Origin of the sequence: Pseudonocardia acidicola (genome assembly GCF_012911935.1) — a bacterium.
GTDB lineage: Bacteria > Actinomycetota > Actinomycetes > Mycobacteriales > Pseudonocardiaceae > Pseudonocardia > Pseudonocardia acidicola.
Genome location: NZ_JAAXLA010000021.1, coordinates 33,524 through 60,520, shown reverse-complemented (window position 1 = coordinate 60,520; position 26,997 = coordinate 33,524). Strand labels below are relative to the sequence as shown.

Genomic DNA, 26,997 nt, shown 5'->3' with positions numbered 1-26,997 from the left:
TGACGCTTGTTTAAGTAAGGCTCCACTTATGTAATGACAGGGTGAGTGAAACTGCGTCCAGCCGCGGCGTGCCGTTCGTCCATCAGCTGCAGGCCTACGGCGACCGGCCGGCCGTCGTGGCGCCCGACGGGACCGAGATCAGCTATCGGCAACTGGCGGCGCGGGTGTCGGACGTGGCGGATCGCCTCGGCAGCGTGCGCAGGCTGGTGCTGATCGCCGCGTCCAACGACGTGGAACCGCTCGTCACCTATCTCGCCGCGCTGCAGGGCGGACACCCGGTGCTGCTCGCCTCGGCCGACGACCGGCACCATCGGGACGCGCTCGTCGCCGCCTACGACCCGGATGTGGTGCTCTCGCCCACCGCCGGCGGCTGGCAGCTGCACGAACGGCGTCCGGGGTCGGCCCACACCCTGCACCCCGAACTCGCCCTGTTGCTGTCCACCTCGGGCTCGACGGGCTCGCCGAAGCTGGTCCGGCTGTCGGCGGCGAACGTGCAGGCGAACGCGGCCTCGATCGCGCAGTACCTGGGCATCCGGGACACCGATCGGGCGGTCGTGTCGTTGCCGTTGCACTACTGCTACGGCCTGTCGGTGGTCAACAGCAACCTGCTGTGCGGGGCCGCGCTGATCCTGTCGAAGCACTCCGTGGTCGATCCGTGCTTCTGGTCGGCTTTCCGGGAGCACCGGGCCACCAGCCTGCACGGCGTGCCGCACACCTTCGACCTGCTCGACCGCATCGGCTTCGACCGGCTCGAGCTGCCGAGCCTGCGCTACGTCACACAGGCGGGCGGCCGGCTGCCCGCCCACCAGGTGCGGCGCTTCGCCGAACTCGGCGAGCGCACGGGATGGGACCTGTTCGTCATGTACGGCCAGACCGAGGCGACGGCGCGGATGGCGTACCTCCCGCCGGGCCTGACCGCCTCGCATCCGTCCGCGATCGGCGTTCCGGTGCCGGGCGGCTCCTTCGAGCTGGTGTCCACCGGCCGCGCGGATGAGGGCGAGTTGGTCTACAGCGGACCCAACGTCATGCTCGGGTACGCGCACGGCCCGGCCGATCTCGCGCTGGGCCGCACGGTCGACGTGCTCGCGACCGGCGACATCGCCCGCCGGACCCCGGACGGGTTGTACGAGGTGATCGGACGCAAGAGCCGGTTCGTCAAGCTTCTCGGACTGCGGATCGACCTGGACCGCGTCGAGCGGATCCTCGCGGACGCGGGCATCACCGCCGCGTGCACCGGCACCGACGACGGGCTGATCGTCGCCGTGACCGGCGCCGATGCCGGCCACGTGCTCCGGACCGTCAGCGCCCGGCTGGGGCTTCCGGTCGGCTGCATCCGCACGATCACCGTCGACGAACTGCCCCGGCTCGGCAACGGCAAGATCGACTATCGGACCCTGGGCGAGCGCGCCCGGGCCGATGCCGGAAGCTTCGCCGGCACCACCCGGGGGCCGGTCCGGGCGCTGGGCCGTCTGCGCCGGGCGCGCGAGCGATCGGTCCGGGCCGTGTTCGTGCGCGTGCTCGGCGAGCCGGACGTCGACGGCGACGCCAGCTTCGTCAGCCTCGGCGGCGACTCGCTGTCCTACGTGGAGATGTCCGTGGCGCTCGAGGACGTCCTGGGCTGCCTTCCCGAGGACTGGCACGTCCTGACCGTCACGGAGCTGGAGCGGGCCCGGCGCCGGCGGCGGTTCGGCCGGGCCATGGAGACGGCCGTCGCGCTCCGCGCCGTGAGCATCGTCCTGGTCGTCGCGTCCCACGTCGGCGCGCTGCACGTACTGGGCGGAGCACACCTGCTGCTCGCGCTGTCCGGCTACTCCTTCGCGCGATTCACTCTGGTCCCGGTGGCGGGGTGGGGGTTTCCCCGGCGCATCGGCAGAAGCCTCGCCCGCATCGCGGTCCCGACGGTCCTGTGGATCAGCTGGCTGGCGGCGACCGAGGACCACGTCAGGTTGCGCAACATCGCCCTGCTCAACGCCTACCTCGACCCGGGCTTCTGGAATTACTGGTTCGTGGAGAGCCTGGTCCAGATCCTCGCGCTGGCGGCGCTGCTGTTCTCGGTCCCGGCCGTCCGCCGCTTCGAGCACGCCCACCCGTTCGGGTTCGCGCTGACGGTGCTGGCCGTCGCGCTGGTGGCTCGCGGCTACGGCGGCCCCGGCAACGAGTTCTCCGCGCTCTTCATGAGCCTGCACCTGGTGCTGTGGATCTTCGCGCTGGGCTGGCTGGCCGGGCGCTCGCGGACGGCCGCGCAACGGGCGGTGGTGGGCGCCCTCGTGCTCGTGCTCCTGCCGGGCTTCTTCGGCGACCCGGTCCGCGAGGCGATCGTCGCCGGCGGCCTGCTGCTGGTGCTCCTGCGCCCCCGCATCGTGCTGCCGCGGCCGGCCCCGCGGGTCCTGGCGTTGCTCGCCGGCGCCTCGCTGTCCATCTATCTCACGCACTACGCGGTCTACCCCGAGCTGCTCCCGCACGTCCCGCCCGCGGTGGTCGTCGTGCTGAGTCTGGCGGCCGGGATCGGCGGCTGGCTGATCGTCCGCTGGGCCGCCCGCGTGGCCGCGGCGGTGCTGGGCCGGCGCGGGCGTCCACGGCCGCTGTCAGGCGCGGAACCGGTCGGCCCGTTCCGGGCCGCCCCCGCCCGGGCGCTCTAGCCTCGGCGGATGCGGGTTCTCATCACCGGTGGCGCCGGGTTCATCGGGTCGCACATCGCCGACCGGCTGACCGCCGACGGCCACGACGTGCTGCTGCTCGACACCCTGCTTGCGCAGGCCCACGGTGACCACCCGGCGCCGTGGAGCGGCGGGCACGAGCTGGTCCGCGGCGACCTGCGTGACGCCGCGCTGGTCCGCAGGCTGCTGTCCGGGATGGACGCGGTCTGCCACCAGGCCGCCATGGTGGGGCACGGGATCGACCCGTCGGACGCCCCCGGGTACGCCGCGCACAACGATCTGGGCACCGCGGTGCTGCTGGCGGAGATGTATGCCGCCGGGGTCGACCGGTTGCTGCTGGCCGGCTCGATGGTGGTCTACGGCGAGGGCCGCTACGACTGCCCCGAGCACGGCGCCGTCCGGCCGGGCCCGCGCCGGCGCGCCGACCTCGACGCCGGCCGCTACGAGCCGCCGTGCCCGGCGTGCGGGCGCGACCTGGTGCCCGGTCTGGTCGGTGAGGGCGCGCCGCTGGACCCGCGCAGCACCTACGCGGCCACCAAGCTCGCCCAGGAGTACCTGGCCGGCGCCTGGGCACGACAGACCGGCGGCTCGGTCTGGTCGCTGCGCTACCACAACGTCTACGGCCCGCGGATGCCCCGCGACACCCCCTACGCCGGGGTCGCGTCGATCTTCCGCTCGGCGCTGGAGCGGGGCGAGCCGCCACGGGTGTTCGAGGACGGCGCCCAGCGCCGTGACTTCGTGCACGTCACCGACGTCGCCGCGGCCAACGCGCTCGCGCTGACCGCCGACCCGCCCCCGGAGGGGTTCGCCGCGGTGAACGTCTGCTCCGGCGAGCCACACACCATTGGCGACCTGGCCGGCACGCTCGCCGCACAGATGGGCGGACCCGAACCGGTGATCGTCGGCGGTGCCCGGCCCGGGGACGTGCGGCACGTGGTGGCCGATCCCGCACTGGCCCGGCGCCGGCTCGGCTTCTCCGCCCGGATCGGGTTCACCGAAGGGGTGGCCGCGTTCGCCACCGATCCGCTCAGGGAGCCGGCCGGGCGGTCGTGACCCGCCGCAAAAGGGACGTCACCGATCGGCAAGCACGATTCGCCGACCCGGAGCGGCCACGGTGCCCGAAGATCTCGGCGTGGCGGGCACCCCCGAGATCGTGCTTCCGTGCCTCGACGAGGCAGACGCGTTGCCGTCCGTGCTGCGCGCGCTGCCCGCCGGCTGGCCGGTGCTCGTGGTCGACAACGGTTCGACGGACGGTACGGCCGCGGTGGCGGCCGCCCACGGGGCCCGGGTCGTCGTCGAACCGCGGCGCGGCTACGGCGCTGCCGTGCACGCCGGCCTTGAGGCCGCGACGGGTGAGCTCGTCGCCGTGCTCGACGGCGACGGTTCCCTGGACCCGGCGGTGCTCGAGCCGATGGCCGACGCCGTCCGGTCGGGCCGGGCCGACATGGCCGTCGGCCGCCGCGTCCCCGACTCACCGGGTGTCTGGCCCTGGCACGCCCGGGCCGGCAACGCCGTGATCGCGGCCCTGCTGCGCCGCCGCGGTGTCCCGGTGCACGACATCGCGGCGATCCGGGTCGCCCGCCGGCAGGCGCTGCTGGATCTCGGCATCACCGACCGTGCCTTCGGCTACCCGCTGGAGCTGCTGCTGCGCGCGGGCGCCGCCCACTGGCGGCTGCTGGAGCTGGACGTGGCCTATCACCGGCGCGCCGGCGGCACGTCGAAGGTGTCCGGCTCGGTGAAGGGCACGCTGCGCGCCGTCCGCGACATGGCTGGGCTGCTCCGGTGAGGGGCGTGGCCCTGATCGTGCTGGCCAAGGCCCCGGAACCCGGACGGGTCAAGACCAGGCTCTGCCCTCCCGCCACGGCCGAACAGGCCGCCGACCTCGCGGCCGCCGCATTCCTGGACACCCTCGACGCCGTCCGCGGGATCGCCGGCGGCCGGCCCGTCGTCGCGCTGACCGGCCGGCTGGAGCACGCCGTGCGCGCCGCCGAGCTGGCCGAGGCGCTACGCGACACGCCCACCCCCGCCCAGCGAGGCGCCGACCTGGGCGAACGCATCGCCGCAGCGCATGCCGACACCGCTGCCCTGCTGCCCGGCCTGCCGACACTGCTGCTCGGCATGGACACCCCGCAGGTCGATGCCGCGCTGCTCACCGGGTGTCTCGACCGGTTGTGGCATCCCGGTGTCGACGCCGTGCTCGGCCCGGCCGCCGACGGCGGCTGGTGGGCCCTGGGCCTGCGCGATCCGCGCTGGGCAGCCGTACTGGCCGGGGTGCCCACCTCCCGCGCCGACACCGGGGAGCGCACGCTGGGGGTGTTGCGCGCGGCCGGGCTGCAGGTCGCCACCCTGCCTGAGCTGACCGACGTGGACACCGCCGCGGACGCGGTCGTCGTCGGCCGTTCGGCGCCGTCGACCCGGTTCGCCGCCGCCCTGGCCGCGCTGCCTGCCCTGACCGCGGGGGGCACGCTCGGTGAGGCCGGGTGAGGCGAACCGGTCAGTGGGCTGGTCGGCACCATGGCCACCACCGACGACGCCCGCGCCACCCCGGGCCGGCTCGTCCGAATACGCGACGGGCCGGCGGAATTCATTCCGCCTCAGCAGATCGACCCGTCATCGCGAACCGGGTCTCGGCGGGCGCCCGGTCGTCGAGGGGCAGCACGATCTCGAACCGGCAGCCCGGCCCGTGGTTGCTGACCTCGATGCGCCCCTGCTGGGCCTCCATCAGGGCGCGCGCGATCGCCAGCCCCAGACCGGCTCCGGACTTCTCGTCGGGGGTGCGGGCCGCGCTCCCCCGGTAGCCGGCGTCGAAGATGCGGTCCAGGTCGCGCTCGGGGATGCCACCGCACCCGTCCTGCACGCACAGCCACGCCATGCCGTCACGGGCCCCCGCCGACAGCTGCACCCGGCCGCCGCCCGGGGTGTGCCGGATCGCGTTGGCCAGCAGGTTGCGCACGACCCGGGTCAGCTCGGTGTCGCTGCCCAGCACCGTCGGCCATCTCTCGGGATCCGCGGCCCCGACCTCGACCTCGGCGGCCGCGGCGGCCGCCGACTCGGCCGCGACGGCGTCGGACACCACCTCGGCGAGCGCCAGCCGGGCCGGTTCCAGGCGCAGCGCACCCGAGGTGGCCCGGGACAGCTGGAACAGGTCCTCGACCATGCCGGTCATCCGGATCGCCTCGCGGCGGATCCGCTCCAGGTACTCGGTGACCTCGTCGGGCCGGCTGACGACACGGTCGAGCAGGGCGTCGGTCATGCCGCGGATCCCGGCCAGCGGCGAGCGCAGGTCGTGGCTCATCCCGGCCACCAGCTCGCGCCGCGACGCCTCGGCCCGGCGTTCGGTCTCGCGGGCCTCCCGCTGCCACAGGGCGTCACGGGCGACCCGGCGGCCGAGCAGCAGCCCGGCGGGCACCGTCACCGCCGCGACCACCGCGCACACCGCGATCGTGCCGACGAGCTGCGGGGAGTACATGAATCCGCTGACGCCGAGCACGCCGATCAACGCGGCCAGCAGCGGGACCAGCACCAGCGCCGTCATCGCCGCGGTCAGCGACCGGGTCCGCATCCGCTGCAGCAGCAGGCCCCCGGCGAGTGCGACCGGCAACGAGAACAGCAGCGCCAGCGGCGCCGCCCGCAGCAGTTCCTCGATCACGTCCATGGGCTCTCCGCACGGTCGTACCGGTAGCCGGTGCCCCAGATCGTCGCGATCCGCCGCGGCCGGGTCGGATCGAGTTCGATCTTCTCGCGCAGCCGGCGGACGTGCACCGTCACCGTCGACTGGTCGCCGAACTCCCAGCCCCACACCTCGGCCAGCAGCTCGGCCCGGGTGAACGCCCGGCCGGGGTGGGCCATCAGATAGGCGAGCAGCTCGAACTCGCGGCTGGTCAGCACCAGCTGGGTACCCGCCAGCACCGCGCGGCGGGCGGCCGGGTCGACCTGCAGCTCGCCGTCGGTGAGCACGGCGGCCGCGCCCTCGTCGCCGGGCCGCGAGCGGCGCAGCACCGAGCCGACGCGCAGCACCAGCTCCCGCGGGCTGAACGGCTTGGTGACGTAGTCGTCGGCGCCGAGTTCCAGACCGAGGACGCGGTCGTCCTCCTCGCCGAGTGCCGTCAACATCACGATCAGCGGGTGCTCGCCGCTGCGGCGCAGCGCCCGGCACACCTCCAGGCCGCTGAGCCCGGGCAGCATCAGGTCCAGCACGATCACGTCCGGATGCCGCTCCTGGGCGGCACGCAGCCCGGTCGGCCCGTCCGCGGCGAGGTCCACGTGGTACCCGGCGTCACCGAGGTAGCGTCCGACGACGTCACGGACGGTCGTGTCGTCGTCGACGACCAGCACGCGTCCGCTCACCCGAGCGAGGTTAGTGACCGCGCGGGCCGTCCGGGGCGGTCGTCACCGGACGGTAAGGCCCACCGGCACCCGCGACATTAGGGCTTGCTTACCGATCGCCGTCGGCGCAGCTGCCGGGGCCGGGGCGGTTCTAGCGTCGGCGCTGCACCCGTCGTCGCGCCGAACCGGGGAGATCCATGTCGTCGACCGATCACCGCGCAGCACCGGACCCGCAGACCGGGCCCGGGTTCCCGGCGGGTCTGTGGCGGACGCTGGAGCGCAGCAGACCGCCCGGGCTCGAACGGCTGAGCCGATTCCACAGCCCGCTGCGCGGCCCGTGGCTGACGTCGGTGTTCGGCCTGGTCCTGCTCATCGGGCTGCCGGTGGTCATCGTGACCGGGCTGCTCGACTACCTCGCCTACGGCCCGCAGTTCGGCCAGGCGATCCCCGCCGGCGTCGGCCCGCTGCAACTGCCGGTGTTCGACTGGCCGACCCGGCCGTCGTGGCTGTTCCGGCTGACCCAGGGGCTGCACGTCGGGCTCGGCCTGATCCTGATCCCGGTGGTGCTGGCGAAGCTGTGGTCGGTCATCCCGAAGCTGTTCGCGTGGCCGCCGGCCCGCTCGTTCGCGCAGGTGCTGGAGCGGATCTCGCTGCTGATGCTCGTCGGCGGGCTGCTCTTCGAGATCGTCACCGGCCTGCTCAACATCCAGTACGACTACGTGTTCGGGTTCAGCTTCTACCTGGCGCACTTCTGGGGCGCCTGGGTGTTCATCGCCGGGTTCGTGGTGCACGTGACGCTCAAGTTCGCCACGATGGCGCGTTCGCTGCGGTCCCGGTCGTTGCGCACCGAACTGCGGACCCCGCTGGCACGGACCGTTCCCGAGCCCCTCGACGGGACCGGGCTCGTCTCCCGGGACCCGGCCCCCGCGACCATGAGCCGCCGCGGCGCGCTCGCGCTGGTCGGCGGCGGCATGGTCTTCGTGGCCGTGCTGACCGCAGGCCAGACGGTCGGCGGCCGCACCCGGGACCTGGCCCTGCTGCTGCCTCGCGGCCGCAACCCGGGCACCGGGCCGAACGGCTTCCCGATCAACCGGACGGCCGCCGCGGCGGGCATCACCGCGGCGGCGACCGGCCCCGGTTGGCGGCTGCGGCTGACCGGTGGACCGCAGGCCGTCCAGTTCGACCGGGTCGCGCTGTCCGCGATGGCCCGGCACACCGCGACGTTGCCGATCGCGTGTGTCGAGGGCTGGTCGACGACGCAGAACTGGACCGGCGTGCGGTTGCGCGACCTCGCCGCGCTCGCCGGGGTGCCCGCTCCCGCGTCGGCGTTCGTCCGGTCGCTCGAGCAGGGCCCGTTCGCCCAGGCCACGCTGACGTCCGGGCAGGTACTCGACCCGGACTCGCTGCTCGCGCTGCAGGTCGACGGGGCGGATCTGAGCCCCGACCACGGCTACCCGGCCCGCGTCATCGTGCCCGCGCTACCGGGCGTGCACTGCACCAAGTGGGTCCGGTCGATCGACTTCAGGAGCGCCTGAGATGCACCGCGTCGTCGCCTCCGCCCGGGCCTTCTACGGGGCCAACCCGCTGCACCTGCTGGTGCTGCTGGCCGCCTTCGCGGTCGCCGGCTACGCCGCCTTCCGGGTCGGCGCGGACCCGTCGTGGCCCTGGGTCCTCATCTGGTTCGCCGGCGCGGTGATCGGGCACGATCTGGTGCTGTTCCCGCTCTACGCACTGGCCGACCGGGCGGCCCGGCCGCTGACGGCGCCCGCCCGCCCCCGCCGGGTCCCCGTCGTCAACTACGTCCGGGTGCCGGCGCTGGGCGCCGGGCTGACGTTCCTGCTGTTCTTCCCGGGAATCATCCGCCAGGGCGAGGCCACCTTCACGGCGGCCAGCGGCCTGACCCAACAGCCCTATCTCGCGCGCTGGCTGCTGCTCGTGGCCGCCATGTTCGCGATCTCCGCCGCGCTCTACGCGGTGCGGCTCGGCCGGGCCGCGCATGCCGGCCGGGTCTCCGCGGCGCCGTCACCACACGGTGAAGAGCAGATGGTTCACGGCCAGCGCGAGTAGCGCCTGCGCCGCCAGCCAGGCCCGCACCTGCGCGCGCGGCAGCAACGCACACGGCAGGGTCAGCCAGACCACGAACGGCAGCCAGATCCGCTCGACCTCGCCCTTGCTGAACCCGGAGACGTCGGCGGCGAGGATCGCGGCCAGCGCCGCGGCCGCGAGCAGCGCCACCGCGACCGGCAGGGCCCGCGGCGCCGCGGCCATCCGGCGCAGCCCGGCCACCATGGCCGGGCCCATCGCGAAGAGCACGGCCGCGAGGTCGGCCCACACGAAGTACCAGTAGGGCCGGGTCGCGGCGATGCTGGCCGCGTAGATGACCGTGACGTCCCGGTAGCCGGTCAGCCACCAGAACCCGCCGGCGGTGAACGCAGCGCCGACCGTCGCAGCCCCGGCGACGGCGAACACCGCGGCCCGCCGGCGCCGTGTCACCCCCAGCACGACGAGCGGCAGCAACCCGCCCAGTGCCAGCCCGTAGGACAGGTAGAGCGTGTAGCCGAGCAGCAGGCCGCCGGCGAGCGCGGCGAGATCGGCCCGCCGTCCCGCCGCCGTCGCCCCGACCGCGAGCAGCGCGACCCCCCAGGCCAGCACGCCCGCGAACATTCCGTCGGCCGACACCCCGACCCACACGGCACCGGGCAGCAGCACGCCGAACGGCAGCACGGATCGCGCGACGTCCTCGGCCCCCAGGGCGCGCAGCGCCACCGCCACCGCGGCGCACGCCGAGGCGCCGACGAGGATGACGACGATCCCCGCGGCGCCACCGCCGCCCAGGCCGATCCGGTCGAGCCACACGAACAGCAGGAACACGCCGGGCGGGTGCGCGCCGACGTGCGTGGTCCAGAAGCCGGGCCGGTCGGTGAGGATGTGGTCGGAGAACGTCCGCAGCATCTCCGCGATGTCGGTCACCCGCGGCACGTCGTGCAGGTACTCCTGGTTGCTGGTGAGCCGCCCGACGACGCCGTCGTGCCAGCCGTCGACCAGCGCCAGCGACAGCGTCCACACCACCGCGGCCGCCCAGCCCGCCGCCAGCATCCGCCCCCAGCTCAGCCGCTGCGCGAGCGCGGGCCCGTGGAGCACCACCGCCGCAGCGGTGACGATCGCGATCGGGGTGCCCGGCCCGATGTGCGGCTGCCAGGAGGCCAGCAGCGGCGGGAAGTCGAGGAAGATGTCGATCCCGGCGGCGAGCAGTGCCCGGCCGACGAGAGCGGCCACGACGACGAGGACGGCCGCACTCCCGACGGCGACGAGATCCCAGCGCAACGCCCGGCGCGACACCGGGGCGGGACGCACAGCATCAGGAGCCGGCACCGCGCCACGGTAACGACGGTCCGGGGTGCCGCGCCGCCGGCGCCGGGTGACGTCCCGCGGATCGTCACCGGATCGCCGGATCGCCGGATCGCTCAGATCAGGTCGGCGTCGTGTGCCAGCAGGGCGATCTGGGTGCGGTTCTCCAGATCGAGCTTGGTCAGGATGTGCGAGACGTGCGCCTTCACGGTGGCGACACCCATCCCCAGTTCGGCCGCGATCTCCGCGTTGGCCCGGCCGCGGGCGACGCAGAGGACGACGTCGTGCTCGCGGGGGCTCAGCGCGGCCAGGGCCGCCCGGGCGCGCTCGTAGTCCCCGGCGCCGGTGGCCACCCGGTCCATCAGCCGGCGGGTGACCTGCGGGGACAGCATCGGGTCGCCCGCGGCCACCCGCCGGACCGCCCCGACGAGCTCCGCCGGCGGGGTGTCCTTGACCAGGAAGCCGCTGGCCCCGGCGCGCAACGCGCGCAGCACGTTCTCGTCGGCGTCGAACGTGGTCAGCACGACGACCTCGGGCGGCTTCGTCCGGGCGCGCAGCCGCCGGGTGGCGGCGATCCCGTCGACCCGCGGCATCCGCAGGTCCATCAGCACGACGTCGGGGGCGAGCGCGTCGACGGCGGCGGGCACGTCCGTGCCGTCCCCCACCTCGCCGACCACGCAGATGCCGGCAGCCCCGTCGAGCATCATCGTCAACCCGGCGCGAACCAGCGCGTCGTCGTCGACGATGAGAACCCTGACCGGGGCGGTCACGCCGGCCACGGCAGCAAGGCGCGCAGCCGGAACTCACCGGCCGGGGTCACCTCGTGATCGAGCCGGCCGCCGGCCAGCTGCACCCGTTCGGTGAGCCCGACGAGCCCGGTGCCCGAGCCCGGGGCGATGGACGGGCCGGCCGGGGCCAGCGGGTTGCGGATGTCGACGACCAGGCCGCTCCCCGGGCCGCCGTCCAGCGCGATCCGCACCGGCTGGCCTGCGGCGTGCTTGCGGGCGTTGGTCAGGGCCTCCTGCACGATCCGGTAGGCGGTGCGGCCCGCCCCACCGGGCACGGCGGCGGGTTCCGCCACCCGGTCGTCGAGCAGCACCTGCGCGCCGGCGCCGCGGGACTCGTCGATGAGCCGCGGCAGGTCGGTCAGCACGGGCTGCGGGTGGTCGGCATCGTGGTCGTCGTCGCGGGTCCCATGGGGGTCGTCGCGCAGCACGCCGATCACCTGGCGGAGCTCGTCGAGCGCCTGGTGCACGCCGGCGCGGACCACCCCCGCGGCGTGGGCGATCTGCTCGGGCGGCGCGTCCAGCCGGTACTCCAGCGCGCCCGCGTACGTCGCCACCAGGGACAGCCGGTGCGCCAGCACGTCGTGCATCTCCCGGGCGATCCGGGTGCGCTCGGCGGCCCGGGCCTCGGCGACCCGGCGGCCCTGTTCGGCCTCCGCCCGCCGGGCCCGCTCCCGCAGCGACGCCACGAGCGCCCGGCGGGCCTGCACCAGCGCTCCGACGGCGACCAGCGCGGCGTGGCCGACCACCACCAGGAGCAGCCACCAGGCGTAGGACAACCCGCTGGGCGGGCGCCACCAGCCCTGAATCGCGTGCGCCGCGACACCGGCGGCCGCCACCCCGAGGGCCGCCGGCAACCGGCGCGACTGGGCGACGTACAGGGTGCCCACGGTGGACGGCGGGGTCGCCGCCGGGGAGAGCGCGGCGAGGGCGGCGAGGGCCAGCGCCCCGATGACCGGGCGACGCAGCAGCAGCGGCATCAGCGCGACGCCGGCGACCCCGACGGCCGCCTCGAATCCGAGCATGTCCCCGGCCCGGCCTGCGTGGTACCGGCCGCACACGTTGAGCGCGACCAGCACGGCGACGAGCACCACGATCAGGGCGGTCGCGCGCCCCGAGCACCGGGGCCGTTCCGCGTCGCAGCTCGTCAGGCCGACCACGACCGGTGAGAGTAGGACCAGGGCGACCGCAGCGACCACCGACGAAAGTCGGTGGTCGCCGGCGGCGGTGCATCCGGCGGGCGGTCAGGCCCGGAGCGCGGCGACCAGGTCGGCGAACCGATCCGGCGACGGCGTGTCCCCCGGGCGGTTGAACCGGATGCGCTGCGCCACCCCTGCATAGCGGCGGCGCAGCTCGGCCGCGACCTCGGCCGGGGTGCCGACGACGCACATCGCGTGCAGGACCTCGTCGTCGACCAGCGGCACCATGTCGTCCCAGCGGCCCTGCTTGGACAGCCGGTTCAGCTCGGTCTGCAGCTCGCCCCAGCCGTGCAGTTCGAGCACCGGGCGGTACGCCGGGGTGGAGCCGTAGAACGAGATCTGCCTGCGGACCGCCTCGACGTCGGCGTCATCGAGTGCGACGAACGGCGACAGGCCGATCTCGAACCCGTCGAGGGTGCCGCGGGCCTGCGTCAGGGTCGGGACGACGACCTCCCGCAGGTAGCGCTCCGTGATGAAGGGGTGGGCGAGCAGCCCGTCGGCCACCTCGCCGGTCGTGCGCAGCATGTGCGGGCCGACGGCGGCGAGGAACACCCGCGGCGGCCCGTACGGATTGGGCGGCGGCGTGAAGTTCGGCGTCATCAGGGTGTGGGTGTAGAACTCGCCGCGGTGTTCCAGGCGCTCCCCGGTCTCCCACGCCGACCAGATCGCCCGCAGCGCCTCCACGAACTCGCGCATCCGGGCCGCGGGTCGCGACCACGGCATCGAGAACCGGCGCTCGACGTGCGGCCGGATCTGGCTGCCCAGCCCGAGGACGAACCGGCCGCCCGAGTAGCGCTGCAGGTCCAGCGCCGCATAGGCGACGGTCATCGGGGTGCGGGCGAAGGCGATCGCCACCGACGGGCCCAGCTCGATGCGGTCGGTGTGCTCAGCGGCCAGCGCCAGTGGCAGGAACGGCTCGGCCTGGTTCTCGGTGTTCCACGCGCCGTCGTAACCGATCTCCTCGGCGACGCGGGCGTCGGCGGCCGCGTACCGCATACCGTCCCGGAGCCGGGCATCGATCTTCATGAGGCGGTCGTACACGGCGGGCCGCGCCGGGGTCAACGCACACCCCCGACCGAAGTCGGTACCCGGTCCGACGACGGTCGGGGTCGGCCGGGTCGCGCGGCCGATGCCCCGGCGGGCGGCTGCAGGTCAGGGTGGCGTCCGCTCGTGAGAGGGGAATCGCATGTTCATGATGACCATCCCGACCATCCCGGCCCACCCGATCCTGCGGCGCGCGCTCGTCGTGGCGGCTGCTCCGGTCGCCGCGCTCGCGGTCTGGGCGCTCGCCGGCCCGGTCGCCGGGGTCGACCTCGACGTCGTGGCCGGGGGCGCCATCCGATCCGTCGGGGCCGCCGCCGTCGCGGGTTCCGCGCTGCTCGCCGGCCTGGCCGGATGGGCGCTGCTCGCGCTGCTGGAACGGACCGTCGACCGGCCGCGCCGGATCTGGACGGTCGTCGCGGTCGGCCTGCTGGTGGTGTCGCTGCTCAGTCCGCTCAGCGCGGCCCTGACCCTCGCCGCGGGGATCGCGCTGGCCGCGATGCACCTGGCGACCGGCGCCGTCCTCATCCCGCTGCTGGCCGGCCCGGGCGGGTGAGCGCTGCGGGCACGACGGCCGGGTTGAATGGGGCGTCCCCGCCGTCCCCGCCGTCCCTGCCGAGGAGCGCCATGACCTGCCGCGTGCTGATCACCCGTCCCGATCTGCCCGGGAACGGCCCGGCCCGGCTGGCCGAACACGTCGAGGTCACCGCCTTCACCGGCACCACGGTCCCCACCCCGGCCGAGCTGCGGGCACTCGCCGGCGGCGCGCACGGCATCGTGTGCCTGGGCAGCGACCGGGTCGACGGCGCGCTGCTGGACGCCGCGGGGCCGTCGCTGCAGGTGGTCGCACTGACCAGCGTGGGCTTCGACCGGGTCGACGAGGCCGCCGCGGCCCAGCGCGGTGTCGTCGTCACCCACACCCCGGGCACGCTCGCCGAGACCGTCGCCGACCTCGCGTTCGCTCTGATCCTGATGGCGCGGCGGCGGCTCGGCAGTGCCCGCGACACCCTGCTCGCCGGCGAGTGGGACGCCTTCCGGCTGGGCGACTTCCTCGGCCTGGACGTGTACGGGACGACGCTCGGCATCGTCGGCTACGGCGAGATCGGCCGCGCCGTGGCCCGCCGCGCCCGCGGCTTCGGGATGGCCGTGCTGCGCCACCGCGGGCGGGCGGTCGACCCGGACGACACCAGCGTGGAGGTGGACCTGCCGACGCTGCTCGCCGAGTCCGACGTCGTCACCCTGCACACCCCGCTGACCGATCAGACCCGGCACCTGATCGACGCCGCGGCGCTGAAGCTGATGAAGCCCACCGCGACGCTGGTGAACACCGCCCGCGGGCCCGTCGTCGACTTCGCGGCGCTGCTCGCCGCGCTGCGCGACGGGGAGATCCACTCCGCCGGTCTGGACGTGTTCGACCACGAGCCGCTCGGCGAGGACGTCGCGGCCCTGCGCGCCGAGGGCCGCATCGTCGCGCTGCCGCACATCGGCTCGGCCACCGTCACGACCCGGGCCGCGATGGTCGACCTCGCCGTGGACAACGTGCTCGACGTCCTCGCGGGCCGGCCGGCCCGGACGCCGCTGCCCGGGACGGCGGCCCGTCCGGCCCGCTCGAGCTGACCGTCTCGCCCGATCGGGACCGGCGGCCGCGGCCTCAGGTGTCGTAGTCCACCGTCACGGTGTCCGAGACGGGCAGCGACTGGCAGGTCAGCACGAACCCGGCCGCGACCTCCTCGTCCTCCAGCGCGAAGTTGCGGCGCATCCGCACCTCACCGGCCGTGACCTGGGCCCGGCAGGTCCCGCACACCCCGCCCTTGCAGGCGAACGGCAGGTCGCCGCGGACCTTCTGCGCGGCGTCGAGCACCGGGACCCCGCGGGGCAGGGTCATCGTGGTGGCCCGGCCGTTGAGGATCACCGTGACCTCGGCGGCATCGGGGCCCGGGCCGGCGTCGCCGTCGTCGCGGTGGCGGGCCGGCTCCGGCGGCGGTTCGCCGACGTAGAACAGCTCGCGGTGCACCCTGCGCTTGTCGACGCCGAACCCGGTGAGCACGTCGACCGCGGCGGTCGTCAGGCCCAGCGGCCCGCACAGCCACCAGTGGTCAACCTCCTCGACGTCCACCAGCGCACCGAGCAGCAGGCGCAGCTTGTCCGCGTCGAGCCGGCCGGAGAAGATCTCGGCCTCCATCGGCTCCCGGGACAGCACGTGGATCAGCTGTAACCGTGGACCGTAGGCGTTCTTCAGGTCGGCGAGCTCCTCGGTGAACATCACCGTGTCGGTGCGCCGATTGCCGTACAGCAGCGTGACCCGGGTGTCGGGGTGCGCGGCCAGCACGCTCGCCGCGATCGAGATGACCGGGGTGATACCCGACCCGGCGGCGATCAGGCCGTGGTGGGTGCCCGGTGCGAGGTCGGGGGTGAACCCGCCCGCAGGCCGGCCGACCTCCATCTCGTCGCCGGGTTCGAGCCGGTCCACCAGCCATTCGGAGAACAGCCCGCCCTCGACGCGGCGCACCCCGACCCGGGGGGCCGCCCCCTCGGGGGCGCAGATCGAGTAGGACCGGCGCTCGTCGGTGCCGTCGCGGCGCTGCCGCAACGTCAGGTACTGCCCCGCGCGGAACGCGTACTCGTCGCGCAGGTGCTCGGGGATGTCGAAGGTGACTGCGACGGCGTCGTCGCACAGCCGCTCGACCTGGGCCACGCGCAGCACGTGGAAGCCGCCGGAAGCCGGCCCGGTCGGCCGTGTGGTGGGGGCGGGCGCACTCACCGGTCAGATCTCCTTCACGTGCTCGAAGGGCTCCAGGCAGGCGGAGCAGCGGCGCAGCGCGGTGCAGGCGGTGGCCCCGAACCGGGAGAGCTCCTCGGTGTCCGGCGAGCCGCAGCGCGGGCAGCGGACCCGGGTGGACGGCGGGTCGAGGGTCAGCGGCACCGGCCCGGCCGCGCGCGGGCCGACCCGGCCGGGCGGGGCGACACCGGCCTCGGCGAGCTTGCGCCGGCCCTCGTCGCTGATCCAGTCGGTGCTCCACGGCGGGGAGAACACCGTGCGGACCTCGACGTCGGTGAATCCCTCGGCGTGCAGCCGGGCGCGCAGGTCGTCGCGCATGACCTCGATGGCCGGGCAGCCGGAGTAGGTCGGGGTGATCGTCACCCGCACCGCCCCGTCCGCCCTGACCTCGACCGACCGGACGACCCCCAGGTCCCCGAGGGTCAGCATCGGCATCTCCGGGTCCACGACCGCAGCTACCGCTACCCGTGCGCGGTGAGTGGTGCTGGAGCACGACTCACCGCGCACGACCCCTACCACGTCGCCCCCGGGTGCTGGCGGGCCAGGCTCTGCATCTGCGCGAGCAGGTGCCCGAGGTGCTCGGTGTGCACGCCGTCGCGGCCACCGCGCCCGGCGATGGTGCCGACCGGCGCGGTCGCGGGTCGTTCGAGCGTGGCCCGGGCCAGCACCTGGTCGATCACCCCGTCGACCTCCTCGCGGGTCGCGGCCGGGTCGGCGGCCACCCCAGCCGTGCTCAGCCGGGCCTCGATCTCGTGAGTGCCGAACAGCCCCTCGACGTACGGCCAGACCGCGACCAGCCCGGCCTGCACCCGCCTGCGCGACTCCGCGGTGCCGTCACCGAGGCGCAGTGTCCAGCGCGCGGCGTAGTCGCGGTGGTAGGCCAGCTCCTTGACGCCCTTGCCGGCCACGGCGGCGATCACCGGGTCGGCCGAGCCGAGCAGCCGCTGCAGCAGCGCCAGCCGCCACGAGGAGAAGATCAGCAGCCGCGGGACGGCGCGGCCGAAGTCGAGGTCGTCGGAGGGCTCGACGAGCGCGACGTTGCGGAACTCCCGGTCGGTGCGCCGGTAGGCGAGGTCGTCCTCGTCGCGGCCCCGGCCCTCGACGTGCGCGGCGCGGGCCAGCAGCACCCGGGCCTGGCCGAGCAGGTCGAGTGCGGTGTTGGCCAGCGCGACCTCCTCCTCCAACTCCGGGGCGTTGCTCACCCACTCCGACAGCCGCTGCGCGTAGACGAGCGCGTCGTCGCCGAGCATCAGGCAGTAGCCGACGAGGTCGCCGCGGTCCACCCCGGCGGGCGCCGGCGCGCTGATCTCGGCCTCCACGGCCTGGTCGAAGCCGGTGCCGAACGCCCAGTGCGAGTCGCCGCCGTGGACCTCGGACAGCGCGTCGTAGACGTTGTCGTTCACAGGTGCGGCACGTCCTCGGGGATCGCGTAGAACGTCGGGTGCCGGTAGACCTTGTCGCCGGCCGGGGCGAAGAACGGGTCCTTCTCCTCCGGGCTGGACGCGGTGATGTCGGCGGCGTCGACCACCCAGATGCTCACGCCCTCGTTGCGCCGGGTGTAGAGGTCACGCGCGTTGTGCAGCGCCATCTCGGCGTCCGCGGCGTGCAGCGAACCGACGTGCACGTGGTTGAGTCCGCGCTTGCCGCGGACGAAGACCTCGAACAGCGGCCAGTCACGGCGCGGCTTCCGGCCGGCACCCTCGGTCGGGACGGCGCCGTGACCGCCCTCGGCGGCGAACTCGCTCATGCCACCTTCTCCTCGCGGGCCCGGGCGGCCTGTTTCTCGGCGTACGCGGTCGCGGCCTCACGGACCCACGCGCCGTTCTCGTGGGCGCGGCGCCGGTGGGCCAGCCGCTGGGCGTTGCACGGCCCGGACCCGGCGATGACCCGCTTGAACTCGTCCCAGTCGATCTCGCCGTAGTCGTGGGCGCCCCGCTCCGGATTCCAGCGCAGCTCGGGGTCGGGCAGGGTGACGCCGAGCGCGGCAGCCTGCGGGACGGTCATGTCCACGAACCGCTGGCGCAGCTCGTCGTTGGTGTGCCGCTTGATCCCCCAGGCCATCGACTGCCGGGTGTTGGGCGAGTCGGCGTCGGGCGGGCCGAACATCATCAGCGACGGCCACCACCAGCGGTCCACCGATTCCTGCACCATCTCGCGCTGCGCGTCGGTGCCGCGCATCATGGCCATGAGCAGCTCGTAGCCCTGGCGCTGGTGGAACGACTCCTCCTTGCAGATGCGCACCATCGCGCGGGCGTAGGGGCCGTAGGAGCAGCGGCACAGCGGCACCTGGTTGCAGATCGCCGCACCGTCGACCAGCCAGCCGATGACGCCGATGTCGGCGTAGCTGAGCGTGGGGTAGTTGAAGATCGACGAGTACTTCTGCTTCGAGGTGATCAGCTTCTCGGTGAGTTCCGCACGGTCGACGCCGAGGGTCTCCGCGGCGGCGTAGAGGTACATCCCGTGGCCGGCCTCGTCCTGCACCTTCGCCAGCAGGATCGTCTTGCGACGCAGGGACGGCGCCCGCAGGATCCAGTTCCCCTCCGGCTGCATCCCGATGATCTCGGAGTGCGCGTGCTGGGCGATCTGGCGGATCAGCGTCTTCCGGTACGCCTCGGGCATCCAGTCCCGCGGCTCGACGCGCCGGTCGGCGGCGATGGTCGCATCGAAATCGGCGGCGAGTGGCGCCTCGAGCTCGTCGGTTCCGGCCACGACAGACCCTCCCTTGAACCGAATGTTCGTTCGGTACATGGTGGCGCACGACGGCGGCCGATGCAAGGCACCTCCACCCGCGCCCGCAGCGCATCGGATCCGGAGGCGCTGTCAGGTGTCGTGGTGGCGTTCGCCGGCGTGCCGGGCGTCGCGGCCGGGGCGCCCGTCGTCGTTCCGGAAGCGCGGGCGGGCGGTGTCCCCGGGGGCGGGGTCGTGGCCGGCGCCGGCCGGGCGGGCGTCACCGGTCGACGGACTCGCCGACGGGCCCGATGCCGCGTCGGAGGACCGGCTCGGCGAGCTGGATGCGACAGGCCGGCTCGACGGCGCAGGCTCGCCCGACGGCGCAGGCCGGCTCGACGGCGCAGGCCGGCTCGACGGCGCGGACGACGGCTTCGGAGCCGGACTCGCCGGGGCCGGGTGCGCCGCGGCGGCGTCCGTCCGCGGTGCGTTGCTCGGTGCCGCGTCGCCCGGCCCCGTACCGCTCGACGCTGCGTCGTGCGGGGCTGCCCCGTTCGAGACCGGGCCGGGCGCGGCCGGGCCGCCCTCCGTCAGGGCGCCGCGCGGCGGAGCCGCATCCGGTTCGGGCGCAGCGGGGGGCGCGACCGGCACCGCGGCGGCGTTCGCGTCCGCCCTGGCCGGTGCGCCGAGAGGCCGGGGCGCAGCCACGGCTCCGAGTGGGGCGGGGGCGATCGCCGCCGGGCCGGGCACCGCGGGGCCGCCCCCATGGGCATCCCCCAGCGCCATCGCCGCAAGCGCGTCGGGTGCCATGGCCGGACCGGGCATTCCAGGGTCGTCGGGTGCAGGGCCCGGGTGTACCGGCCCGGCGCCCATGGCGTGCGACGTCACCGCGGCGGCATCGCGGCCCACGGCGGCAGCGCGGTCGAGCCCCGTGCCGGACACCACCATGCCGCCCGTCACCGCCACCCCGGCCGCCACCGCCCCCACGACGGCCATCCCGGCCAGACGCGGTCGCACGCCACCGGTCGGTACCGGGAGCGCACGGCGTCCGGTCGACGGGGTCAGCATGCGGGCCACGCCGAGGGAGCTCTCCCGCTGCACCAGGTCGAGCGCGCTCGGCCGGCTACTCGCAGCGCGCCTGGCCGACCGCCGCTTCACGGCCGAGCGGGCCTCGGGCGCGCCGGCTCGCGCGACCAGCTCGGCCACGGTCACGATCGGTCGATCGGTAGGGCCGTTCGTGTTCGGCACGCTGACGCTTTCCCCTGAGTGGAGGTGGTCTCACAGACCCGAGCAGGTGGCCACCCGGGTCACGATCGGGTGCATCGTGCGCCGAAAAGGTGAACAATGATCCTCAGTTGGATTGACGACACCCCAATCGGCCCCGTCGATTCAGCCAATCCGGGTACTCGCGCGCCGTCCCCGCCCGAGGACGAGACGTCGTCGCCGGTTCATCCGATCACGGAATGCACGCCACATGAGCGACCTACCGCTGGCAGAGCGTCAAGGGCACGGGATCGTCGATGCCGACGCCGCAGCACCACGTCTACGCCGCCGCACCCGACCCCGCCGCACCGGCCGACTCCGACGGCTGATCCTCTCCCCCGGCCGCATGAAGGGCGTTCAGGCGGCCGGGAGGATGCCTTCGAAGACGGCGCGGGCGACGTCGTCGGGGAGCGTCCCGCTGCCGGGGCGGCCCGGGCGGTACCACTCGGCGACGGAGTTCACGAGCCCGGAGAGCAGCCGGGCCGCCAGCGCCGGCTCGATGCCCGCCCGGACCTCGCCCGCCTCGACGGCCTGCCGGACCAGTGCGGTGATCTCGGCGTCGAAGGCGCGGCGGCGCTCCAGGGCCCAGCGTTCGGTCTCGGTGTTGCCTCGCACGCGCAGCAGCAGCGTCACGTAGGACAGATCGGTCATCAGCACCCGGACCTGGCCGCGGACGATGTGCCGCAGCCGCTCGGACGGTGACCCGGCGCTCGCGCCGGGCTCGGCGAGCACCCCGAACAAGCCGTCGAGGGCGCGCTCCAGCGCCGCGCGCAGCAGCGCCTCCTTGCCCGCGAAGTGGTGGTAGAACGACGACTTCGTGATGCCGGCCGCGCGGGAGAGGTCCTCCATGCTGGTGGCGTCGTAGCCGCGGGTGTTGAACTCCGCCACGGCCACCTCGAGCAGCGGGCCGGGCCCGCCACTGGGCCGCCGCGGCCGGCGCGCCGGTTCGGCGGATGCCGCGCTCATCGGTGTCGTCTCGCGCGCCCGCACGCGACTCATCGCCCCTCGAACGTCGGACGCTTCTTCGCGAGGAAGTCGGCGACGGCGACCGCGTGGTCGCGGGTCACCGCGAGCCGGCCCTGCGCGGCGGCCTCGTGGGCCAGCACGTCGGGCAGCTCGGACACCGCGCCGAACCGCACGGCCCGCTTGACCTCGGCGTAGGCGGCGGTCGGCCCGGTCGCGAGCCGGCGGGCGAGCTCGACCGCGGTGCCCAGCACGTCCTCGGCCGGGACGACCTCGCGCACCAGCCCCCACTGCTGGGCCTCCTCGGCGGTGAACTGCTCACCGAGCAGCAGCAGTTCGGTGGCCCGGGAGATCCCGACGGCGTGTGCGAGGCTGGCCGACAGGCCGGAGTCGGCGGTCAGCCCGATCCCGGTGAACGCGGTGGCGAACTTCAGCCCCGCGGCGGCGACCCGCAGGTCGCACGACATCGCGAAACCCAGCCCGGCCCCCACGCACGGCCCGTTGATCGCAGCGACCACCGGCTTGGGCATCTCGGTGAGCCCGAGAACGATCGGGTTGTAGTGCTCGGCCACGGTGCCCAGCGCCGTCTCCGGGTCCTTCTCCAGGTTCTCGGCGTGTTCGCCGAGGTCCTGGCCCACGCAGAACGCCTTGCCCGCGCCGGTCAGCACGACGGCGCGCACCGACGGGTCGGTGCTCACGCCCGTGATCGCGTCGAGCAGGGCGGTCTTCAGCTCGAGCGTGAGCGCGTTGTAGCGGGCCGGCCGGTTCAGGGTGAGCACCGCGACGGCCGGGTCGGCCTCGTCGCGCTCGACGAGGACAGCGGGATCGGCCAGGTCGCTCGCGTGATCGGACATCGCGCCATGCTAGCCGGGCTAGCCGGTCTCCGACCGAACGATCGGTCGTTGCACGAGCCGGGCCGGTCTGCGCTGCCGGAGCCGTCCGGGCACTGTCGGGTGGCGCCGTTGAGTGCTAGCTTCGCCGAACGAACGGTCGGTCGAGCGAGATTCACGGAGGCATCCGCGATGACCACAGCACCGCTGCGCAGCTACGCCGGGGGCCGCTGGCGGGCACCAACGGACGACGGCCGACCGCTGCACGACGCGGTCACCGGCGACGAGGTCGCCCGGATCTCCTCGGCCGGCATCGACATGGCCGGCATGCTGGACCACGGCCGCCGCGTCGGCGGACCGGCGCTGCGGGAGCTGACCTTCCACCAGCGCGCCGGGCTGCTCAAGGCGCTCGCCGCGCACCTGCGCGAGCGCCGCGACGAGCTCTACGCGGTCTCCGCGCGCACCGGGGCCACCTTGTTCGACTCCAGGTTCGACGTCGACGGCGGCATCTCCGTGCTGCAGGCCTACGCGACCAGGGGCCGCCGCGAGCTGCCCAACGACACCGTCTACGTCGAGGGCGCCGTCGAGCCGCTGAGCAAGGGCGGCACGTTCGTCGGACAGCACGTCGCGACCTCGCTGCGCGGCGTCGCGGTGCAGGTCAACGCGTTCAACTTCCCGGTCTGGGGGCCGCTGGAGAAGCTCGCCCCGGCGTTCCTGGCCGGCGTCCCGAGCGTGATCAAGCCGGCCAGCCCGACGGCGTTCCTCACCGCGAAACTCGTCGAGCTGATCGTCGGATCCGGGCTGCTGCCCGAGGGCACGCTGCAGTTCATCGCGGGTGGGGTCGGCGATCTGTTCGATCACCTCACCGAGCAGGACCTCGTCTCGTTCACCGGCTCCGCGGCCACCGCGGCCCGGCTGCGCACCCACCCGGCGATCGTCAACCGCGCCGTCCGCTTCTCCGCCGAGGCCGACTCGCTGAACCTGTCGATCCTCGGCCCGGACGCCGCCCCCGGAACACCCGAGTTCGACCTGTACGTGAAGCAGTTGGTCACCGAGATGACGGTCAAGGCCGGGCAGAAGTGCACGGCCATCCGCCGTGCGTTCGTCCCCGAGCAGCACGTGAACGCCGTGTGCGAGGCGGTGGCGGCGCGACTGGCGAAGGTCACGGTCGGCAACCCCGCCGCCGAGGGCGTCCGGATGGGTGCGCTGGCCGGCCTGGAGCAGCGCGAGGAGGTGCGGCGCAGCGTCAAGGCCCTCTCCGACGCCGGCCGCATCGTCTTCGGCGACCCGGACACCGTCGACGTCCTGGACGCCGACGCCGAGCGCGGCGCGTTCGTCTCCCCGCTGCTGCTGGTGGGCGACCCCGACCGCGCCGAGCCGCACGAGGTGGAGGCGTTCGGGCCGGTCAGCACGGTGCTGCCGTACGGCTCCACCGAGCAGGTCGTGGCCCTGGCCGCCCGCGGCCAGGGCAGCCTGGCCGGCTCGGTCGTCACCGGTGACACCGCGTTCGCCCGCGACGTCGTGCTGGGCGTCGCCCCGTGGCACGGCCGACTGCTGGTTCTCACCCGGGCCGACGCGCAGGAGTCGACCGGGCACGGCTCGCCGCTGCCCGCGCTCGTGCACGGCGGGCCCGGTCGCGCCGGCGGCGGCGAGGAGCTGGGCGGGCTGCGCGGGGTGCTGCACCACATGCAACGCACCGCGGTGCAGGCCGACCCGGACACCCTCACCGCGATCACCGGCCGCTGGGTGCCGGGCTCGGTGCGCACCGAGACCGAGGAACATCCGTTCCGCAAGCACCTCGAGGAGCTGCGCCTCGGTGACACGATCGTGGCCGGCCCGCGGGTGGTGACCCAGGAGGACGTGGAGCACTTCGCGGAGTTCACCGGCGACACCTTCTACGCCCACATGGATCAGCAGGCCGCGGAGGCGAACCCGCTGTTCGGCGGGCGGGTCGCGCACGGTTATCTCGTCGTCTCGCTGGCCGCGGGCCTGTTCGTCGATCCCGATCCCGGCCCGGTCCTGGCCAACTTCGGGGTCGACAACCTGCGCTTCCTCACCCCGGTGAAGTTCGACGACGCGCTCACCGTGACCCTGACCTGCAAGCAGATCACCCCGCGCGACAGCGCCGGCTACGGCGAGGTCCGGTGGGACGCCGACGTGACCCGCCAGGACGGCGAGTCGGTGGCCCGCTACGACGTCCTGACGCTGGTGGCGAAGCGGAAGGCCGGGAGGTGACCGCGCAGGCGGCCCGGCTGGGCGATGCCCCCGCGACTGAGACCCTCGACCCCGCCGAGCGGATGTCGACCGACGAGCTGCGCGCCCTGCAGCTCGAGCGGCTGCAGTGGACCCTGCGGCACGCGTACACAGGCGTGCCGTTCTACCGGGAGCGTTTCGACGCCGCCGGCGTGCATCCCGACGACTGCCGGGAGCTGTCCGACCTGGCCAGGTTCCCGATGACGAGCAAGGCCGACCTGCGCGACAACTACCCCTTCGGCATGTTCGCGGTACCGCGCGAGCAGGTGGCCCGGGTGCACGCGTCGTCGGGCACCACCGGCCGGCCCACGGTGGTCGGCTACACCGCGCGCGACATCGAGACCTGGGCGACGGTGATGGCCCGCTCGATCCGCGCGGCGGGCGGGCGGCCGGGCCAGATCCTGCACAACGCCTACGGCTACGGACTGTTCACCGGCGGACTCGGCGCGCACTACGGCGCGGAGAAACTCGGCTGCACCGTCGTCCCGGTCTCCGGCGGCATGACCCCGCGCCAGGTCCAGCTCATCCAGGACTTCGGTCCGCAGATCATCATGCTCACCCCGTCCTACCTGCTGACGATCATCGACGAGTTCGAGCGGCAGGGCATCGACCCGCGATCGAGCTCGCTGAAGGTCGGCATCCTCGGCGCCGAGCCGTGGACCGAGCAGATGCGCGCCGAGATCGAGGGGCGGATGGGGATCCACGCCGTCGACATCTACGGCCTGTCCGAGGTGATGGGCCCCGGCGTCTCCCAGGAGTGTGTGGAGACCAAGGACGGCCTGCACGTGTGGGAGGACCACTTCCTCCCCGAGGTCGTCGACCCGCTGGACGGGACACCGCTGGCCGACGGCGAGGAGGGCGAGCTGCTGTTCACCTCGCTCACCAAGGAGGCGCTGCCGATCATCCGGTACCGCACGCGCGACCTCACCCGACTGCTCCCGGGCACCGCCCGCCCGGCGATGCGCCGGATGCAGAAGATCACCGGCCGCAGCGATGACATGATCATCCTGCGCGGGGTGAACCTGTTCCCCACCCAGATCGAGGAGATCGTGCTGCGCGCTCCCGGCCTGGCCCCGCATTTCCAGCTCGTGCTCTCCACCCGGGGCCGGATGGATGCGCTCACGGTGCGGGTCGAGTCCCGCGCCGACACCCCGGCCGACCGGCACGGCCCGGCCGCCGCGGAGATCGTCCGTGGCGTCAAGGAGACCATCGGGGTGAGCGTCGAGTGCGAGATCGTGCCGCCGGCCACCCTGGAGCGGTCGGTCGGCAAGCTGCAGCGGCTCAAGGACCTGCGGCAGGCGCGCTGAGTCAGCGGCCGGCGAGCAACTCCACCACGGGGGCCGGCTGCTCGGCGAACGCGCCGTCGACGCTGAGGGAGGAGACGCCGATCTCGTCGCGGCGGCGCAGCAACTCCTCGGCCATCTGCTGCGGGCTGCCGCGGAGCATGGTCAGCGAGTCGTGCTCGATCCCCCGTCGCGGCGTCCGCGCCGATGAACTGCTGGATCCACGGCGGCACCTGGTCACCGACGACGGCGACGTTCATCGCCGGCTCCAGCCCGCCGGCGCGGTCCCCGGCGCGCGGTCGCCCGCCGGGCGTCGGCGCCGTCCGGCGGCGTCGCCACTACCCCGGTGCGGGTCACCCGCCGACGTCGGGCGGGGTGATTCGTGCCGGCCGGCCCAGCGGCGCCACGTGGATGAGCGGGAAGGTGTGGCGGTGGTGGCGGGCCGGCGTTCGGTGGATCTGTACGGCGTAGACGACCCAGCCGACCAGGGAGAGGCCGAGCCAGCTGATGGCGCGATAGATGAGCACGGTGGCCGCGGCCGGGGCGGCGGCCACGCCGGCGGCGAGAAGGACGCCGAGCAGGCCGGTCTCGGCCAGACCGGCACCGCCGGGAAGGACCTGGAGGGCGATGCTGCCCTGGACGAGGAGGAAACCCAGCGCGAGAACCGTCCAGGGGGCGAAGGCCCCCACGCTCGCAGCGCTGGCGTTCAGGGTCAGGTAGTCCAGCGCCCAGGCCAGCGCCGAGAAGGTGATCAGGACGAGCCATTGGACGGGACTGGGCCGCAGCAGGCCGAGGCGGGCACCGATCCGGTCGGAGACCTGATCGGGGTCGCGCTCCCAGGTGGCGCGGCAGTGGCGGCAGTTCCACGGCACGTGCTTGCCGATGCGCAGCAGCACGTGCATGACGTGGCGCAGCACGGCAGGGTGGGTCACCACCGCCCAGGCGGCGACCGACCCCAGGACGATCACGGCGATGAGCAGGACCGCCCACCCGACGGGTAGCCGCCCGGCCCAGGTCAGCGCGACCACACCGAGGACGATCAGGGTGAGCGTCGACATCACCCCGGCGAAGAGCACCGTCCAGGAGGCCAGCGCGGAGTCGACGCCGCGGCGGCGCAGCCGGCTGATCGCGTAGGCGACGGCACCGGCGCCGCCGACCACGGGCACGGTGTTGGACACCGCGTTCTCGGCGAAGGTGATCCCCTGCACCGTGGCCGCCGGAACGGGCGCGTCACCGACGAGCAGCAGTCGCCGGTGCAGCTCCCCGTACACCGCCAGCGCGCCCACGCCGAGCAGGGCCGCGAGAACCACCCACCACCACTGCAGGTGGTCCAGCGTCACGTGTACGTCGCCTGCGGAGCGAATCATCTTCGGCGCCTGCCAGGTCAGGTAGCCGAGAGCGGCCAGGACCACGACCCAGTGCCCGACGGTTCTCCAGTGCTGCCCCAGCCAGGTTGCCCCCCGGTGCCGGTCGGGGCGGCGCGCCGATCCCGGGGTCCAGGCCGGCTGCGGGTCGGGTCCAGCCATGTGCGTCTTCCCTCGGTCAGGAGTCGAGCAGCCGCAGCGGGAGGTCCGACGTGCGCAGGGGATGCGCGAGCATCGGC

The 26,997-nt window shown here is 74.2% G+C and carries 25 protein-coding genes; 10 read left to right on the top strand and 15 right to left on the bottom strand.

Going from position 1 to position 26,997, the window contains the following annotated elements:
• The first annotated feature begins 41 nt into the window (after positions 1-41).
• The 4 genes from HF526_RS13585 to HF526_RS13570 all read left to right on the top strand — a co-directional run bounded on the left by HF526_RS13585 (position 42) and on the right by HF526_RS13570 (position 5,141).
• Positions 42-2,639 (top strand): AMP-binding protein, encoded by a 2,598-nt coding sequence (locus HF526_RS13585; protein WP_338051459.1) that lies wholly within the window; start codon positions 42-44, stop codon positions 2,637-2,639.
• A gap of 9 nt (positions 2,640-2,648) precedes the next feature.
• Entirely contained in the window at positions 2,649-3,710 is a 1,062-nt protein-coding gene (locus HF526_RS13580) for an NAD-dependent epimerase/dehydratase family protein (protein ID WP_169381776.1), read from the top strand.
• 79 nt (positions 3,711-3,789) lie between these two features.
• A complete protein-coding gene (locus tag HF526_RS13575) occupies positions 3,790-4,443 on the top strand; it encodes a glycosyltransferase (protein WP_169381775.1) in 654 nt (217 codons plus the stop codon).
• Entirely contained in the window at positions 4,440-5,141 is a 702-nt protein-coding gene (locus HF526_RS13570; protein WP_169381774.1) for a DUF2064 domain-containing protein, read from the top strand. Before HF526_RS13575 ends, HF526_RS13570 begins: the two co-directional genes overlap by 4 nt.
• A 100-nt stretch (positions 5,142-5,241) precedes the next feature.
• On the opposite strand, the gene HF526_RS13565 is transcribed toward HF526_RS13570, so the two are convergent.
• The gene (locus HF526_RS13565) at positions 5,242-6,312 is read right to left on the bottom strand and encodes a sensor histidine kinase (protein ID WP_169381773.1); all 1,071 of its coding nucleotides are present in this window, start codon (positions 6,310-6,312) and stop codon (positions 5,242-5,244) included.
• Positions 6,303-7,004 (bottom strand): response regulator, encoded by a 702-nt coding sequence (locus tag HF526_RS13560; protein ID WP_169381772.1) that lies wholly within the window; start codon positions 7,002-7,004, stop codon positions 6,303-6,305. The genes HF526_RS13565 and HF526_RS13560 overlap by 10 nt, the downstream gene beginning before the upstream one ends.
• Before the next feature lie 176 nt (positions 7,005-7,180).
• Here HF526_RS13560 and HF526_RS13555 point away from each other — a divergent pair, with 176 nt between their 5' ends.
• Together HF526_RS13555 and HF526_RS13550 are read left to right on the top strand one after the other, a co-directional pair.
• A complete protein-coding gene (locus tag HF526_RS13555) occupies positions 7,181-8,518 on the top strand; it encodes a molybdopterin-dependent oxidoreductase (RefSeq protein WP_169381771.1) in 1,338 nt (445 codons plus the stop codon).
• A 1-nt stretch (position 8,519) separates the two neighbouring features.
• Complete coding sequence (locus HF526_RS13550) at positions 8,520-9,050, top strand: hypothetical protein (protein WP_211177159.1); 531 nt, start codon at positions 8,520-8,522, stop codon at positions 9,048-9,050.
• On the opposite strand, the gene HF526_RS13545 is transcribed toward HF526_RS13550, so the two are convergent.
• The 4 genes from HF526_RS13545 to HF526_RS13530 form a co-directional block, all read right to left on the bottom strand.
• Positions 9,006-10,355 carry a hypothetical protein gene (locus HF526_RS13545; RefSeq protein ID WP_169381770.1) on the bottom strand — a complete coding sequence of 450 codons (1,350 nt, stop codon included), beginning with the start codon at positions 10,353-10,355 and terminating at the stop codon, positions 9,006-9,008. The two genes, HF526_RS13550 and HF526_RS13545, sit on opposite strands and share 45 nt — an antisense overlap.
• Before the next feature lie 92 nt (positions 10,356-10,447).
• Positions 10,448-11,110 (bottom strand): response regulator, encoded by a 663-nt coding sequence (locus HF526_RS13540; protein WP_169381769.1) that lies wholly within the window; start codon positions 11,108-11,110, stop codon positions 10,448-10,450.
• Positions 11,098-12,276 (bottom strand): sensor histidine kinase, encoded by a 1,179-nt coding sequence (locus tag HF526_RS13535; protein ID WP_338051458.1) that lies wholly within the window; start codon positions 12,274-12,276, stop codon positions 11,098-11,100. Before HF526_RS13535 ends, HF526_RS13540 begins: the two co-directional genes overlap by 13 nt.
• An 84-nt stretch (positions 12,277-12,360) precedes the next feature.
• The gene (locus tag HF526_RS13530) at positions 12,361-13,341 is read right to left on the bottom strand and encodes a TIGR03617 family F420-dependent LLM class oxidoreductase (protein ID WP_169381768.1); all 981 of its coding nucleotides are present in this window, start codon (positions 13,339-13,341) and stop codon (positions 12,361-12,363) included.
• A 169-nt stretch (positions 13,342-13,510) separates the two neighbouring features.
• Here HF526_RS13530 and HF526_RS13525 point away from each other — a divergent pair, with 169 nt between their 5' ends.
• A complete protein-coding gene (locus HF526_RS13525; RefSeq protein WP_211177158.1) occupies positions 13,511-13,912 on the top strand; it encodes a DUF6069 family protein in 402 nt (133 codons plus the stop codon).
• A gap of 71 nt (positions 13,913-13,983) precedes the next feature.
• Positions 13,984-14,973 carry a 2-hydroxyacid dehydrogenase gene (locus HF526_RS13520; RefSeq protein WP_169381767.1) on the top strand — a complete coding sequence of 330 codons (990 nt, stop codon included), beginning with the start codon at positions 13,984-13,986 and terminating at the stop codon, positions 14,971-14,973.
• A gap of 34 nt (positions 14,974-15,007) precedes the next feature.
• Here HF526_RS13520 and paaE read toward each other — a convergent pair whose 3' ends face one another.
• From paaE to HF526_RS13485, 7 genes are all read right to left on the bottom strand, one after another.
• On the bottom strand, positions 15,008-16,117 hold the full coding sequence (gene paaE, locus HF526_RS13515) for a 1,2-phenylacetyl-CoA epoxidase subunit PaaE (protein WP_169381766.1): 1,110 nt from the start codon (positions 16,115-16,117) through the stop codon (positions 15,008-15,010).
• A 3-nt stretch (positions 16,118-16,120) separates the two neighbouring features.
• Positions 16,121-16,642 carry a 1,2-phenylacetyl-CoA epoxidase subunit PaaD gene (gene paaD / locus HF526_RS13510; RefSeq protein WP_338051457.1) on the bottom strand — a complete coding sequence of 174 codons (522 nt, stop codon included), beginning with the start codon at positions 16,640-16,642 and terminating at the stop codon, positions 16,121-16,123.
• A 5-nt stretch (positions 16,643-16,647) separates the two neighbouring features.
• Positions 16,648-17,538, bottom strand: coding sequence for a 1,2-phenylacetyl-CoA epoxidase subunit PaaC (gene paaC / locus HF526_RS13505; protein ID WP_169381764.1), 891 nt, complete (start codon positions 17,536-17,538; stop codon positions 16,648-16,650).
• A complete protein-coding gene (paaB, locus tag HF526_RS13500) occupies positions 17,535-17,882 on the bottom strand; it encodes a 1,2-phenylacetyl-CoA epoxidase subunit PaaB (RefSeq protein WP_169381763.1) in 348 nt (115 codons plus the stop codon). Before paaB ends, paaC begins: the two co-directional genes overlap by 4 nt.
• Positions 17,879-18,883: a 1,2-phenylacetyl-CoA epoxidase subunit PaaA gene (paaA, locus tag HF526_RS13495; RefSeq protein WP_169381762.1), complete on the bottom strand. Its 1,005-nt coding sequence runs from the start codon at positions 18,881-18,883 to the stop codon at positions 17,879-17,881. Before paaA ends, paaB begins: the two co-directional genes overlap by 4 nt.
• 1,539 nt (positions 18,884-20,422) lie before the next feature.
• The gene (locus HF526_RS13490) at positions 20,423-21,031 is read right to left on the bottom strand and encodes a TetR/AcrR family transcriptional regulator (RefSeq protein WP_169381761.1); all 609 of its coding nucleotides are present in this window, start codon (positions 21,029-21,031) and stop codon (positions 20,423-20,425) included.
• A 29-nt stretch (positions 21,032-21,060) separates the two neighbouring features.
• Positions 21,061-21,882, bottom strand: coding sequence for an enoyl-CoA hydratase/isomerase family protein (locus HF526_RS13485; RefSeq protein WP_169381760.1), 822 nt, complete (start codon positions 21,880-21,882; stop codon positions 21,061-21,063).
• Positions 21,883-22,050: 168 nt separating this feature from the next.
• On the opposite strand from HF526_RS13485, the gene paaZ reads away from it, so the two are divergent.
• Both paaZ and paaK read left to right on the top strand, forming a co-directional pair.
• The gene (paaZ, locus tag HF526_RS13480) at positions 22,051-24,093 is read left to right on the top strand and encodes a phenylacetic acid degradation bifunctional protein PaaZ (protein ID WP_169381759.1); all 2,043 of its coding nucleotides are present in this window, start codon (positions 22,051-22,053) and stop codon (positions 24,091-24,093) included.
• A 62-nt stretch (positions 24,094-24,155) separates the two neighbouring features.
• On the top strand, positions 24,156-25,418 hold the full coding sequence (paaK, locus tag HF526_RS13475) for a phenylacetate--CoA ligase PaaK (RefSeq protein WP_169381802.1): 1,263 nt from the start codon (positions 24,156-24,158) through the stop codon (positions 25,416-25,418).
• Position 25,419: 1 nt separating this feature from the next.
• Here paaK and HF526_RS13470 read toward each other — a convergent pair whose 3' ends face one another.
• Together HF526_RS13470 and HF526_RS13465 are read right to left on the bottom strand one after the other, a co-directional pair.
• Positions 25,420-25,557: a hypothetical protein gene (locus tag HF526_RS13470; protein WP_169381758.1), complete on the bottom strand. Its 138-nt coding sequence runs from the start codon at positions 25,555-25,557 to the stop codon at positions 25,420-25,422.
• 190 nt (positions 25,558-25,747) lie between these two features.
• Positions 25,748-26,920: a lysylphosphatidylglycerol synthase transmembrane domain-containing protein gene (locus HF526_RS13465; RefSeq protein ID WP_169381757.1), complete on the bottom strand. Its 1,173-nt coding sequence runs from the start codon at positions 26,918-26,920 to the stop codon at positions 25,748-25,750.
• Positions 26,921-26,997 lie beyond the last annotated feature (77 nt).